This window comes from Aidingimonas halophila (assembly GCF_900106955.1).
Classification (GTDB): Bacteria; Pseudomonadota; Gammaproteobacteria; order Pseudomonadales; family Halomonadaceae; genus Aidingimonas; species Aidingimonas halophila.
In genome coordinates, this window is the sequence record NZ_FNNI01000001.1 from 481,861 (window position 1) to 495,479 (window position 13,619).

At 60.3% G+C, this 13,619-nt stretch carries 13 protein-coding genes; all 13 read left to right on the forward strand.

Annotation, left to right across the window (positions count from 1 at the left end):
* Nucleotides 1-64 precede the first annotated feature (64 nt).
* The 13 genes from BLW01_RS02340 to BLW01_RS02400 all read left to right on the forward strand — a co-directional run bounded on the left by BLW01_RS02340 (nucleotide 65) and on the right by BLW01_RS02400 (nucleotide 13,618).
* Nucleotides 65-928, forward strand: a complete 864-nt coding sequence (locus BLW01_RS02340; RefSeq protein WP_092567876.1) for a MurR/RpiR family transcriptional regulator — start codon at nucleotides 65-67, stop codon at nucleotides 926-928.
* Between the two features lie 27 nt (nucleotides 929-955).
* Nucleotides 956-1,633 (forward strand): beta-ketoacyl synthase chain length factor, encoded by a 678-nt coding sequence (locus BLW01_RS02345; protein WP_092567877.1) that lies wholly within the window; start codon nucleotides 956-958, stop codon nucleotides 1,631-1,633.
* A 123-nt stretch (nucleotides 1,634-1,756) separates the two neighbouring features.
* Nucleotides 1,757-2,020, forward strand: coding sequence for a phosphopantetheine-binding protein (locus BLW01_RS02350; RefSeq protein WP_092567878.1), 264 nt, complete (start codon nucleotides 1,757-1,759; stop codon nucleotides 2,018-2,020).
* 19 nt (nucleotides 2,021-2,039) lie between these two features.
* Nucleotides 2,040-2,642, forward strand: a complete 603-nt coding sequence (locus BLW01_RS02355; protein ID WP_229806335.1) for a COG4648 family protein — start codon at nucleotides 2,040-2,042, stop codon at nucleotides 2,640-2,642.
* A complete protein-coding gene (locus tag BLW01_RS02360; RefSeq protein WP_175529742.1) occupies nucleotides 2,635-4,383 on the forward strand; it encodes an ApeI family dehydratase in 1,749 nt (582 codons plus the stop codon). The genes BLW01_RS02355 and BLW01_RS02360 overlap by 8 nt, the downstream gene beginning before the upstream one ends.
* Nucleotides 4,373-5,137, forward strand: coding sequence for a glycosyltransferase family 2 protein (locus BLW01_RS02365; protein ID WP_092567880.1), 765 nt, complete (start codon nucleotides 4,373-4,375; stop codon nucleotides 5,135-5,137). The genes BLW01_RS02360 and BLW01_RS02365 overlap by 11 nt, the downstream gene beginning before the upstream one ends.
* A complete protein-coding gene (locus tag BLW01_RS02370) occupies nucleotides 5,134-6,090 on the forward strand; it encodes a lysophospholipid acyltransferase family protein (RefSeq protein ID WP_092567881.1) in 957 nt (318 codons plus the stop codon). Before BLW01_RS02365 ends, BLW01_RS02370 begins: the two co-directional genes overlap by 4 nt.
* Nucleotides 6,083-7,636: an HAL/PAL/TAL family ammonia-lyase gene (locus tag BLW01_RS02375; RefSeq protein WP_229806334.1), complete on the forward strand. Its 1,554-nt coding sequence runs from the start codon at nucleotides 6,083-6,085 to the stop codon at nucleotides 7,634-7,636. The genes BLW01_RS02370 and BLW01_RS02375 overlap by 8 nt, the downstream gene beginning before the upstream one ends.
* A gap of 18 nt (nucleotides 7,637-7,654) precedes the next feature.
* Entirely contained in the window at nucleotides 7,655-8,242 is a 588-nt protein-coding gene (locus BLW01_RS02380) for a LolA family protein (protein WP_092567883.1), read from the forward strand.
* Entirely contained in the window at nucleotides 8,226-10,589 is a 2,364-nt protein-coding gene (locus BLW01_RS02385) for an MMPL family transporter (RefSeq protein WP_092567884.1), read from the forward strand. Before BLW01_RS02380 ends, BLW01_RS02385 begins: the two co-directional genes overlap by 17 nt.
* Nucleotides 10,579-11,850 carry an NAD(P)/FAD-dependent oxidoreductase gene (locus BLW01_RS02390; protein ID WP_092567885.1) on the forward strand — a complete coding sequence of 424 codons (1,272 nt, stop codon included), beginning with the start codon at nucleotides 10,579-10,581 and terminating at the stop codon, nucleotides 11,848-11,850. Before BLW01_RS02385 ends, BLW01_RS02390 begins: the two co-directional genes overlap by 11 nt.
* Complete coding sequence (locus tag BLW01_RS02395) at nucleotides 11,847-12,428, forward strand: DUF3261 domain-containing protein (RefSeq protein ID WP_092567886.1); 582 nt, start codon at nucleotides 11,847-11,849, stop codon at nucleotides 12,426-12,428. Before BLW01_RS02390 ends, BLW01_RS02395 begins: the two co-directional genes overlap by 4 nt.
* A complete protein-coding gene (locus BLW01_RS02400) occupies nucleotides 12,425-13,618 on the forward strand; it encodes a beta-ketoacyl-ACP synthase (protein ID WP_092567887.1) in 1,194 nt (397 codons plus the stop codon). The genes BLW01_RS02395 and BLW01_RS02400 overlap by 4 nt, the downstream gene beginning before the upstream one ends.
* Nucleotide 13,619 lies beyond the last annotated feature (1 nt).

The following is a 13,619-nucleotide window of genomic DNA, read 5'->3' on the forward strand; positions in this document are numbered from 1 at the left end:
TGAATAGAGTGTTGCCGCTCGATTCACCCTTACCCAGTTTGTCTATGGAGACGTTCTCACTACCATGGCCAGCCACGACCTGATCAACCGCATCCGTGCACGCCTGGACGACCTCAACCGCTCAGAGCGCAAGGTCGCCGACGTCATACTCCAGGATCCGGCTGCCGCCACCGGCATGAGCATTGCCACATTGGCACAGGCCGCTTCTGTCAGTGAACCTACCGTCAACCGTTTCTGCCGCAATTTCGAAGCCAAGGGGTATCCGGACTTCAAGATCAAGCTGGCACAGAGCCTGGCGGGCGGCACTCCCTATGTCAGTCGCAATGTCGAGCGCGACGATGACGCCGCCAACTATGGCGACAAGATTTTCGGTGCCACCATTGCGGCGCTGGATGAGGCACGACGCGCCCTGGATGCCAAACTGGTAGAACGTGCCGTGGACTATCTGATCCAGGCCAAACAGATTCACTTCTTCGGTCTGGGCGCCTCGGGTCCCGTCGCCCAGGACGCCCAGCACAAATTCTTTCGTTTCAACCTGCCAGTGATGGCGTATGAAGACGTCCTGATGCAGCGCATGGTCGCGGCTGCCTGCCATACCGGTGATGTCGTCGTGATCATTTCCTATACTGGGCGCACCCGCGAACTGGTGGAAATCGCTCGACTCGCCCGCAACAACGGCGCCATCGTTCTCGGTATCACGGCGACCGACTCGCCATTGGCGGACGAATGCACCGAGACACTGGAAGTCACCCATCCCGAAGATACCGATGTCTACATGCCCATGACATCGCGCATGATTCACTTGGCACTGATCGATGTGCTAGCTACCGGGGTGACGCTGAGACGCGGTGAAGATTTTCTGTCTCATCTCAAGAAGATCAAGGATAGCTTGCTGGTGACACGGTTCCCGGCGAAGGACGATGAGTGAAACGCCCTGATACGACCGGGAGCGACCATGATTCCATTAACACTTCGTGACTGGCGCGCCTGGCAACCGACAGGTACGGTCTCGCGCGATCCGAGACTATCCACCGAGCCCCGGCCCAAGGGGACGTCAGTACCCGCCTTGCTCCGTCGCCGGCTCAATATCGTGGGACGGGCCGTCTGTGACATGTTGGCCGAACTCGATCCAGACGGACAAAGCATTATTCTGCACGCGTCCCGCCACGGCGATACGGAGCGCACGTTGGAAATGCTATATGCCCTCAACGAAGGTAACGACCTGTCACCCGCCCGCTTCGGCATGTCAGTGCATAATGCCATGCTGGGCGTTCATTCCATCGCCAGTAACAACCAGCGTTCTTTACAAGCCATCGCCGCTGGGGGCAACGAAGTGGCGGCGCTATTCAGTGAAGCGCGTGGGTACTTTGCCGAGGGTGAGCCCGAAATCATCGCCGTTTTCAGCGAGGCCTCCGTCCCCTCACGCTTTTCGGATCACCTCGACCACCCCGTCGACATGGCGGCCGTAGTCATGCGCCTGGCAACCAGTGACGGTATCCCCATTACAAGCCGGCCCCTGGATGAGGTCGGCAGCCTGCGCCCACCACAACCCACGGATGTGATCTCTTGGCTTCTGTCAGGCGGCAACCTCCCCAGCCCGTCTCAACGACTCATGTGGCACCTTTCTCCCTGACATGCCTCTCGTTGCCACCACGACATGGACAATGATTGCGGCAACCCGGATTAGCAAGGAGAATAGCTCGACACCGATGACCGGACGCCATGAAACGATAACCCGCTGGATGAGGGATTCTCCGTGACGCATTCCCTTGAGCTTGAACTCAAGCAAATGATCATCGACACCCTGGAACTCGAGGATGTCACCCCGGATGATATCGATCCTGATGCCCCGCTTTTTGTCGAGGGGTTGGGATTGGATTCCATCGATGCGCTGGAGCTGGGCCTGGCTCTGCAAAAACACTATGGCATCAAGCTGGATGCCGAAAGCGACGATACCCGACAACACTTCGCCAGTCTGAACCACCTTGCAGCCCTGGTAGAGGCCAGACGCGTCAAGTAATGCCAAGGACGACCCGCGGATGACCGTCTCGGCTTCTCTCCAGCAGATGTTGAGCTCCCCGAAAACGATCCTCCTGACGCTCTTGGCGCTGTCATGGCCCATGGCAGTGGTGGCACTGACGCCCCATGCAGGCGCCTGGCTGCCACTTGTAATCATGGCACTTCTTGTCTGGTGGCGACTGTCTCGGGAGCGACGACATTGGGGGCTCGTACTCATGTTCGTTGCGGCCATGCTGGCTCTGTCCGGCCACGCCAGCATCGGGATTCGCGCCTGGCCGATCCTCGTCAACGCCTCGCTTCTGGGGATGTTCGCCTGGACGCTGCGTTGCCCTCCGTCATTGATCGAGCGTTTGGCACGGCGGCAGGAGCCCGATCTATCGGAACACGGGGTGCGTTACACGAGACGCGTGACCCAGGTGTGGTGCCTGTTCTTCGCCGGTAACGGCCTGATCTCCCTCTGGACAGCGCTCTACGCAGACCTGGCAACCTGGGCGGTCTACAATGGCGGCATTGCTTATGGGTTGTGTGCGTTGCTATTTGTCATTGAATGGTGTGTCCGCCAACGCGTCCGCGAGAAGTCGTCCGACGCGTTCTCCCGAAAAGATGATGGCTACCATGACTGATACGGTTCAATTACCCAGCGCATGGCGTCAAGTGTCTTTGGAAGCCGCTTTCGGCTGGCACCTTTTACCTACGCCGGAAGCTGTGACTTGGCAAACCTTCCATGGCCGTATCGGCGCCTGGCAAGTCCTGCTGGGTTCATTGGGAGAGCCAGGATCGAACTGGTTATTGCATGAGCACGACCCGTTGGAATTCGCCGCTGCGCTAGTCGCCATCTGGGAGCGCGGTGATTGCGCATGGCTTCCGGGTGACGACCGGCCTGGCTCGCTCGCCCCGCTTGCCTCTCGGACACGAGCCAGACTGGGTGATATCGAACAGGGGTATCGACCCGGCATGTCACATCCTCCTTGCTGGGGGGAGGATTTTTCCCCGCAGCGTATCGCTCTGTCGCTCTATACGTCGGGCTCGACGGGGCAACCTCAGCGTATCGACAAGACATTCGCTCAGTTGCAGGCCGAACTCACCATGCATGCCGATTTCTGGCCTCTGGAAAACCGGCTGGTCATTAGCCAGGTCAGCCATCAGCATATCTATGGCCTGCTATTTGCCATATTGCGACCACTCTTTGAACACGCGCCTATCGCGCTGACGCCCTGTCGCTACCCCGAACGCCTGAACGCGATTCTGACGCACCTGTCATCGAGTCGGACAGTGCGCCCATCGACCGCCGTCCTGATCAGTGCCCCACCCCCTCTTGAGCGTTTGCCGACACATCTGACCTGGCACGACGCTGCAAGGAGTCTGCATCGGGTCCATTCATCAGGCGCTCCCCTCACGACGGCTGCCAGTCAACATGCCTTTCAACTGCTGAACACTCCCATCCAGGAAATCTATGGGAGTTCGGAGACCGGGGGTATCGCCTGGCGAGACCAGCAGATGGAGGAGGTCTGGTGCCCGTTTCCCGGGGTCGAGGTGCACAAGGACGATACGGGCCTTCTCTACCTGCGCTCCCCCTTTCTGGCCTCGAACGGTTGGGAGCGTCAGGCCGACCGTCTCCGGATGGTGGAAAACGGCCGATTCCAGTTGCTCGGACGTGCGGACCGCATCGCCAAGGTGGGTGGTAAACGTCTATCGCTGACAGCCATGGACCAGTCGCTGGCAACACATCCAAAGGTTGTGTTCGCACGAACCGTCGAACTGCCTGACCGACGTCACCGCCTCGGCGTCATCGTACAACCAACGAGTGACTCGTTACCCCATGATCATAATGCACGCCATGCGCTGATCGGCTCACTGCGAGCCCACCTTTCGAGCACGTATCCATCCACCGTCGTCCCCCGCTATTGGCGTTTTGTCGATGACTGGCCCAGCAATTCTCAGGGAAAGCTGACAGCCCCGCTCATCGTGCGACTGTTCAGAGACCTGGATGACACACGTTTGCCACGCTGGCTGGGAAGTCGTTTTAGCAGTGCCGATCACTGTGATATTCAGCTCGAAATTCCCGAGAGGCTCCGCTATCTCCGTGGCCATTTTCCCGGCAATCCGGTGGTACCGGGGGTAGTGATCATTCAGTGGGTGATCGCCCTTGCCCACGAGGAAGGCCTGGCGACAGGGACGTTCCAGCGTATGGAACGCGTGCGATTCATGCAACTGCTACTGCCCGGCGACAGGGCCAGCCTGTCCCTCGATAAGGCAGAGACACCCTCAGGACTACGGTTGACGTTCACTTTATCAGGAGAGCGTGGCCGCCATGCCAATGGACAGATCTACTTGACGCCCCTGGAGCCCGGTGATGACGAGTGAAGCGCCAGCCCGCCCCTGTGTGCTGATTCCCGTCTACAACCATGCGCATGCCATCGGTCAAACCTGCGATAACGTGCGCCGGTTACATATCCCCATTCTGCTTGTCGATGATGGCAGCCATAGCGAGTGCGCCAAGGTCCTCGATGAACTGGCAACCAATGACGATATCGTATTACTGCGTTTACCCCGGAACATGGGCAAGGGCGCCGCGGTCAAGGCGGGCCTGCGGGAGGCGGAAGCCCTGGGTTTCACGCATGCGCTGCAAGTGGATGCTGACGGACAGCACGACCCCGACGATTTCGACGCGTTTCTTACCGACCTGGACAGCCAGCATGAGGCACTACGCATCGGCTATCCCCGTTTCGATGACAGCGTGCCGCGTCACCGTTTCTATTCCCGCTACATCACGCACATGCTTGTCTGGCTCAACACGCTCAGCTTGACACTTCGCGATACCATGTGCGGCGTCAAACTCTATCCAGTAGCCAGGGTCAACAGGATAGTGACACAACATGCATGCGGCGAGCGGATGGAGTTCGACACGGAACTCCCGGTACGCTGGGTCTGGGAGGGGTTGCCGGTGAGGAACCTACCGGTCCGGGTGCACTATCCACTGGATGGCGTTTCGCATTTCGACCTCTGGCATGACAACGTACTACTGGCCGGCATGCACACGCGCCTGTTCATCGGCATGCTCGCTCGCCTGCCCATGTTGCTGAGGCGGCGATTCATGAACTCTGGGATCCACGAATGAAGGCATCGACCCGTTCCCCGCAGCATTGGGCACGTATTCAGGAATCAGGCACCGTGATCGGCATGCGCATCATGGTCTGGATTCGGCGACGACTGGGGCGCTGGCCCTTTCGCATCATGCTGGGACTGGTCATCGCGTACTACTACGCCACACACTCGCTACCGCGCCGGGCGTCGCAGGACTATCTCGAGCGCATCTGGCTGTGTCGTACCGGCCATCCTCCACGTTGGCGACTATGGCTGGGGCTTCGTCATTTCTGGGCTTTCGGGCAATCCCTCATGGACAAGGTCGACGCCTGGAGTGGCATCACCCCTTCAGTAACGTTGAGCCAGGAGGATCGCTCACGGCTGGATCACGCCATTCGCAGTGGCCGGGGCGGAGTCATGCTGGTCTCCCATATCGGCAACCTCGAAATTTGCAGCGCCCTGAGCGACACCCGTGATGACTTTCATGTCACCCAGTTGATGCACACTCGCAATGCACGCAAATTCAACCGGCTTCTCGATCGCTCGACATTACAGCGAGGACCGGAGATCATCGAAGTCAGCGAGATCACGCCGGCCACGGCCATGCGTCTGGCCGAACGCATCGAAAGCGGCGGATTTGTCGTCATTGCCGCCGACCGGATCCCGCTCAACAACGACGGCCGTACTCGTACGTTCGATTTCCTGGGCGAGCCGGCCCTTTTTCCTGAAGGGCCTTTCCGGCTGGCCAGCCTGTTACGATGTCCCATCTATACGCTGAGTTGCCTCCGTGAATCGGATGGGGAGCATCGCGTTGAGTTCCGCCAATTCGACGACACTACCGCGCTGAAACGGCGGGACCGCGATACGTGGTGTCAGGATGCCATGGAACGCTATGTGAGCTGGCTATCCAACCAATGCCGTCGCTATCCGCTTCAATGGTTCAATTTCTTCGACTTCTGGCACTGCCATGAACTTACCTTTGACTGATCATTCACAGGCCACGGTAGTCCTCGATGGTAGCCCCCTCGATATCGAAAGCGTGGAGGCCGTGGCGAATCGACATGCCCGGGTGGTGTTATCGGACGACCCCGACTTCCGCCAGCGGATCGCATCCGGTCCGGCGTTCCTGGATCGTTTGCTGGAAGAAGAGGGTGTGGTGTACGGCGTCACCACGGGCTATGGCGATGCCTGTACGCGTGCGGTTCCGCCCGAACAACATGCGGAACTGCCGCGTCATCTATACACGTTCCATGGTTGCGGCCTCGGCGAACACCTGTCGCCTGTCGAGGCTCGTGCCGTGGTCCTGGTGCGCCTGGTCTCTCTCTGTCGGGGGGTCTCGGGTGTCAGCATGGAACTTCTAGAACGGCTCACCCAGCTCCTGGATATGGACCTGATGCCGGTAATGCCCGCTGAAGGCTCGGTCGGCGCCAGCGGCGATCTGACCCCTCTGTCGTATCTTGCCGCCGTTCTCTGTGGTGAACGCGAGGTCCTCGATAACGGGCAACGTCGTCCCACATTGCAAGCGTTTGCCGAACACGGCATCGTGCCCTATCGATTGCGTCCCAAGGAAGGCTTGGCGCTGATGAACGGTACGGCCGTGATGACCGCCTTGGGCTGCCTCGCCTGGCGACGTGCCGAACGCCTCTCGCGACTGGCCACGCGCTTGACGGCCATGAACGTCTGGTCGCTCAATGGCAATCCCCATCACTTCGATGCCGGCTTGTTCGCGGCCAAACCGCATGCCGGTCAGCAACGCGTAGCAGCACGCTTGCGATACGATCTGGGCTATACCGACGATGACCACGATGCCCCACGGAACTCGCCCCGCCTGCAGGATCGCTACTCAACCCGCTGCGCGCCCCATGTCATCGGCGTATTGGAAGACAGTCTGCCCTGGCTGCGTCAATTCCTCGAAAATGAACTCAACAGTGCCAACGACAACCCGCTGATCGACCCGGTGGGCGAAAAAGTCATGCACGGTGGCCACTTCTATGGCGGTCATATCGCTTTCGCCATGGATTCTCTAAAACCGCTGGTCGCCAACCTTGCCGACCTGCTGGACCGACAGCTGGCTCTGCTGGTCGATCCGCGCTTCAACCATGGCCTGCCCGACAACCTGAGTGGTGCCAACGCCGATCGCGCACCACTCAACCACGGCTACAAAGCGGTTCAGATCGGCGTCTCTGCCTGGACGGCCGAAGCGCTGAAGGCGACCATGCCGGCCAGTGTCTTTTCGCGTTCCACGGAGTGCCACAATCAGGACAAGGTCAGCATGGGAACGATAGCCGCGCGTGACGCCTTACGCGTTATCACCTTGACCGAACAGGTGGGGGTCGCAGTGCTGCACGCCGCCTGCCAGGCAGTGGACCTGCGCCGTCGTGAGGCGGATTCGCTGCCCGAGACACTGGCCGACTTCCAGCACCGTTGCCGCGAACGTATTGCCTTTGTCGAGGAGGATCGGGCGCTGGAGTCAGAACTGCGCATGCTTTGTGAGTCGCTCGAACCGCTGACCGATACGCTTTACGCCCACTGATTCCGACCGGAGAGAGCCATGTTCCGTCACTGGCTGTTGCTTCCTGTACTGCTTCCGCTGCCTGCCGTGGCCTTTGATCTCGATGATCTTCAACGCCGTTTGGGTGATATCCCGGGACTGGAGGGTCGGTTCGAACAGCAACGTCATCTCGCCGACCTCGACGCTCAGTTGGATAGTCACGGCTCCTACCGTTATGAACGTGACGCGCGCGTCATCTGGCAGCTTGAAGCACCCGTGGAGGAGCGAATGGAATTCACACCGGACGCTGCCGAGAACATCGCCGACGATGAAGCAGGCAACCGGCGTGATGCGCAGGTCGCGTCCCTGTTCCTGGAACTGCTCGGCGGTGACTGGCAAGCACTCGACGAACACTTCGACCTGTCACTCGAGGGCAGTGACGAACAGTGGCATGTCACTCTAACGCCGGAATCCAGTGCCTTAAAGGAGCGCTTGGAACGCATTGAACTGCGTGGCGGCGAGTTCCTGGAACGGCTCGAACTGAATGCCGCCAACGATGACGAGTTACGGATCGAGTTTTTCGAGCAACAGGTGATCGTCCCGGACAGTGGAGATAGCGGCGAGGCGGGGCATGCCGACGACACCTGAACGTTCGCCAGAAGAAGGCGATACCCTGACTCGACGGTTAGCGACGCTATGGGGTGTGATACTGCTGGTATGCGGTGTCATCCTGGCGTTGCAACTCCGCCATGGACTGCCGACCGATACACGGCTGACCGCCATGCTTCCCGAAGACCGGCAGTCGCCACTGATCGAGCGCGCGGCCGATCAACTCAGTACCGGCTTCGAAGAGCGCTTCGTGCTTGCCCTCACCTCGCCATCGCTGCGCACCGATACCGAATCGCTGGCCAGACAGCTCGAGCGAACGACCGCCAACGCGCAGGACAATGGCTCCCCATTACTTGATGACCTCGACTGGCGAGATACGGACCTGGCGGTAGAGGACCCGCACGACCTGCTGGGCGATTATCGCTACCGGCTACTGACCGATGACTTGCGTAATGCGATCGACGACGATGGGGGGGAATCGCTCGTTGACCCGGCGTTACGTCGTCTGTTTTCCCCTGCAGGGGACCCTCAGCCTGTCGACGATCCGTTCGGCTTGCTCGATGCGTGGCTCGATGAGCGCGACGGCAGTCGCATCCAGGCGCATGACGGTCTGCTCACGGTAGAAAACAACGGGCAACGTCATGCGCTGCTGATCGGTCGCCTGTCGAGCCATCCCTATGATCCGGCAACACAGCAGGCATTGACCCGGACCCTGACCACGTTCATGAGCCACCATCCCGATACGACGCTGATGCGTTCCGGGCTCGTCTTTCATGCCGCTGCCGGTGCCGAACAGGCCAAGCGGGAAATCACCACCATCGGTCTGGGTGCGCTGACCGGGTTGATCATCATCCTGTTGGCGGTCTTTCGATCGCCACGGGTCCTGCTGCATCTGCTGCTGCCGCTCGCCACCGGATTGCTGTTTGCGCTCCCCCTGACGCTGCTCATCTTCGGCCGGCTGCACCTTCTCACACTGGCCTTCGGCGCCAGCCTGATAGGCATCGCCATCGATTACGCCCTGCACCTGCAATGTCATCGGGCTTCACAAGACTCCCGATGGCCAATCAGATCGTTGTTGCCAGGTCTAACCCTGGGATTGATATCGAGTCTCATGGCCTATCTCGCCCAAGCCCTGACACCACTGCCGGGACTACGCCAGATGGCGGTATTTGCCGCGCTCGGACTGACAGGAGCGTGGCTGACGGTCATCCTTTGGCTCTCCCGGTTCAAACTGCCGGCATGTCCGCACACCCGAACCCTGGCCGAACGCCTCTGGCGCTGGACGACCCCGAGGCGACAGCTCGTCCCTTCGGTGGCCGCGGCCGCCGCCGCCTTGCTGATCCTTATCAGCGCGTCCTCGCTGACCGTGGATGACTCATTGCAGTTGCTCAACCCCTCTCCAACCTCCTTGCTGGAAGAGGAGCAACGTGTGCAGCAGCTTATGGATAGTGATACGGGCAACCGCTTCTTCGTGGTCGAGGCATCGACGGAAGGGGAGCTCCTATCACGGTTAGCCGATCTAGGCAGTACCCTGACCACCTGGCAGGATGAAGGGACTTCGCTGGACTACGACAGTCTGACCCGCAATGTCCCTCCTTATGAGCGTCAAGACGCGAACCTGGCTCGCGTGAACACACTTTATGGCGAGCCCCTGGAAACGCTCGTCCAGCGTGCCGACCTGCCTGAGGCAACCCTCGAACGCGCACGATCCAGACTGAGTGATGTGCCCCGACTGGACCTCTCGTATTGGCTATCCACACCGCTCGGTGAACTGCAACAACGTCTATGGCTGGGCGAGACCGACAATGATGGTGTGGCTGCCACCCTGGCGATCAGCAACGTGGAAGATGCCACCCTTGACGGTCGCCTCACCGAACTGGCCGATCGTCATGAAAGCGTCCGCTATGTCAACCGCGCCGATCATCTGTCGGGGCTGCTCGCTCTGTGGCGGGAACACATCGCCTGGTGGGTCACTCTGGCTATCGCCGCACTGGTACCGATCATGATCTGGCGGTATCGGCTTCAGGCCTGGCGTGTCCTGACGCCACCGGTGGGCGCCATCCTCGGTGTGCTGGCCCTTTTCGCACTGACAGGCACACCTCTCAACGTCTTCAGTCAGTTGGGCCTGCTGCTGGTTCTGGGTATCGGTCTCGATGCCGGCATTTTTTCGGTCGAGCACGCCCGCCGGCCTTCGGCCTGGCTCGCCATTACCCTGTCGACGCTCAGCAGCATCCTCGCCTTCGGCCTGCTATCGTTCAGCAAGACACCAGCACTGCATTACATGGGCCTTTCCTGCTTGACGGGACTGGCGATTGTATGGCTACTGGTTCCATGGAGTCGCCCGAAGGCGGCGTCATTGCATCGGGAAACCGCATATGTCGACTGATCCCATCTCCTCCACCGATACCGATGTCATCGTGATCGGCGCCGGCCCGGCAGGGGCGGCAGCGGCATCACGACTGGCCAGGGAGGGATTACGGATCGAGGTCCTTGAACGGGATCATTTCCCGCGCTTCTCGATCGGTGAAAGCCTGCTCCCCCAATGCATGACTCATCTGGATGAAGCCGGGTTGCTGTCATCGGTGCAAACCGCCGACTATCAACTCAAGAACGGCGCCGTCTTCACCCGTGACGATCATGAGACCGCGATCGACTTCCGCGATAAGTTCAGTGCCGGCTGGGGAACGACCTATCAGGTCGAACGTGCCGATTTCGATCACCGCTTGATTCGCGCTGCCAGCGAACATGGCGCCCGGGTGACCTTCGGCATGACCGTCACCGATTTTCATCCCGATTCCGAGCGGCCGCAGCTACAGGTTACCGACGAAGCCGGCAAGCAAACTCTCCTGACCGCACGCTTCGTCCTCGACGCCAGTGGTTATGGTCGTGTGCTGGCCCGACAGCTTTCGCTCAGCCGCGATCCGCGCCTCGAGCCTCGCATGGCACTTTTCACCCATGTCGAAGACCATATCGACGATACGCGATTCGATCGGGAAAAGATTCTCATCGGGGTTCACCCACAGGATACGTCGGTATGGTACTGGCTCATCCCCTTTGCACGGGGACGGGCTTCAGTCGGCGTCGTCGGTGATATCGACACGCTGTCGAGTCGTGGGGAATCCCCCGAAGCGCGCTGGCAACACTGGATCGATGACGAGCCACGCTTCCGGAAACTGCTGCAAGGTCATCGTCTCATTCGCCCGGTGGGTTCACTCAAGGGGTATGCCGCCGACGTCGAACGCCTGCATGGGCCCGGCTACGCCTTGCTGGGAAACGCCGGCGAATTCCTGGACCCGGTCTTCTCCTCCGGTGTGACCATCGCACTGCGCTCGGCCAGCATGGCAGCCCCGCTCGTCGCTCGACAACTGGACGGCGAGAGGGTGGATTGGCACACGGAATTCGAGCTTCCATTACGCCGTGGCATCGAGACCTTCCGCACCTTCGTGAATGCCTGGTACGACGGCCGCCTGCAGTCGATCATCTTTCATGACGCGCATCCCCGCGACCTCAAGCGCATGATCAGCTCGGTACTGGCCGGTTATGCCTGGGATACCGACAACCCGTTTGTCGCCTCACCGGACAAGCATCTGACGACACTTGCCCAGCTATGCGGTCACACGCACTCCACGCCGGCGGCACCCTCATGACATTCGTGCGACTCCTGCTCCCAGCGATGCTATTGGCCATTCTCTCGGGGTGTGCTCTCGCTCCCGGCGGGTCGCCGTCACCGGATTTCACCGCGGCCCCGTCAACGCCCGAGACGCTACAGCGCCGCCTGACTTTCACGCCGGACGACGAAAACGAACCGTCCAGAACGCTGATCGGCATCATTCGCCTGGAAGAGCGCCAGTTACGGGCTGCGCTCCTCACCCCCCAGGGCCAGCGACTGGTGACACTGGTTCATGACGGCCAAGCAAGCCGATTTGAACCGGGGGATGTTTCCCGTGAAGCGCTGGAGGAGAAGATACCCTTTCCTCCTGACTGGCTCGCATCACGGCTGGAATGGAGCTTGTGGCCCACCGGTGCGCTGGCCGACGCATTTGCCGACAGTCCATGGTCGGTGGAAGAGACGCGAGGCGACCGGGTGATCAGATATCGCGGCAAGCTCATGGCACGAATCACCCCCGCATCGACATCGGCCGGACGGGAAGAAACGGCATTGCTGGATGATCGCGCAGGTCGCTATCGTCTTCGCATTGAACCGATCGAGGCATCATCCCCATGAGCGAATCCACGCCCCCTATCCCCAGTGCATGTCGCTTGCTTCCGCCGGCCATTGTCTGCAGCCTGGGTGACGGTGTGGACACTATCGCCGATGCGCTGATTCAGGGGCGACGCGGATTGAGTGTCAGTGATGTCTTTACCCCCGGTCGGCCGTTGCCATTAGGTCAGGTCACTTCGCCTCTGTCCGATGACAGTACCTGGCCGGTCCACCATCGAAGCCGCAATAATCGCCTGCTGCACAGCGCGCTGGTGAAACTGGGAGACGCACTGAACACCGTATTGTCCCGTTACCCGCGATCACGAATCGGTATCGTCATTGGCACGAGCACCTCAGGCATCGGAGACACCGAGCAGGCATTGGCGATTGCCGGCCGCAACGACCCATTGCCGGCATCATTTCGCTACGCGCAACAGGAGCTTGGCGCCCCGGCCCTCTTCGTGGCCGAGCAGTTGGGAATCACAGGACCTGCCTATTCACTATCGACGGCCTGCAGTTCGAGCGCACGGGCACTCGCGAGCGCCAGGCGTCTGTTGCGTTCAGGTGAATGTGATGCCGTCATTGCCGGTGGAGCCGACACCCTCTGTCAGCTCACGGTCCATGGCTTTGCCAGTCTGGAAGCTGTCAGCGATCACCCTTGCTTACCTTTCTCCGCCAACAGAGACGGCATCAACCTGGGCGAAGCCGCTGCGCTGTTCGTCATCACTCGTGACGAGGGCGGTATCCAATTGGCGGGAACCGGCGAAAGTGCCGATGCCTATCATGTATCGGCGCCGAGGCCGGATGGCAGTGGTGCCTTTGCAGCAATGCAGGCGGCCATCGAACAAGCCGGTCGGACACCGCACGATATCGACTATCTCAATCTGCATGGTACTGGTACCTCCCATAACGATGCGATGGAGGCCAAGGCAGTGACCGACCTGTTCGGTGAGGCACTACCACTCTGTAGCTCCACCAAAGCCCTGACCGGCCACACGCTGGGCGCTGCCGGCGCACTGGAAGCGGCTTTCTGTTGGCTTGCCCTCAAACGCGGCTTTTACCCACGCCATGTCCACGATGGCCAATATGACACGACATTGCCTTGGTTACCCCTGACCACGACCGGTGACCACCGAAAACCGCGCGTGGCGTTGAGCAACTCGTTCGCTTTCGGAGGCAACAATGCCTCACTGTTACTTGCCCGCACGAGCTGAT

Coding starts and splice junctions, on each gene's coding strand:
- BLW01_RS02355 (WP_229806335.1), top strand. CDS start 2,040: ATGACCGTCTCGGCTTCTCTCCAGCAGATGTTGAGCTCCCCGAAAACG.
- BLW01_RS02360 (WP_175529742.1), top strand. CDS start 2,635: ATGACTGATACGGTTCAATTACCCAGCGCATGGCGTCAAGTGTCTTTG.
- BLW01_RS02365 (WP_092567880.1), top strand. CDS start 4,373: ATGACGAGTGAAGCGCCAGCCCGCCCCTGTGTGCTGATTCCCGTCTAC.
- BLW01_RS02370 (WP_092567881.1), top strand. CDS start 5,134: ATGAAGGCATCGACCCGTTCCCCGCAGCATTGGGCACGTATTCAGGAA.
- BLW01_RS02395 (WP_092567886.1), top strand. CDS start 11,847: ATGACATTCGTGCGACTCCTGCTCCCAGCGATGCTATTGGCCATTCTC.
- BLW01_RS02400 (WP_092567887.1), top strand. CDS start 12,425: ATGAGCGAATCCACGCCCCCTATCCCCAGTGCATGTCGCTTGCTTCCG.
- BLW01_RS02345 (WP_092567877.1), top strand. CDS start 956: ATGATTCCATTAACACTTCGTGACTGGCGCGCCTGGCAACCGACAGGT.
- BLW01_RS02340 (WP_092567876.1), top strand. CDS start 65: ATGGCCAGCCACGACCTGATCAACCGCATCCGTGCACGCCTGGACGAC.
- BLW01_RS02385 (WP_092567884.1), top strand. CDS start 8,226: ATGCCGACGACACCTGAACGTTCGCCAGAAGAAGGCGATACCCTGACT.
- BLW01_RS02390 (WP_092567885.1), top strand. CDS start 10,579: ATGTCGACTGATCCCATCTCCTCCACCGATACCGATGTCATCGTGATC.
- BLW01_RS02380 (WP_092567883.1), top strand. CDS start 7,655: ATGTTCCGTCACTGGCTGTTGCTTCCTGTACTGCTTCCGCTGCCTGCC.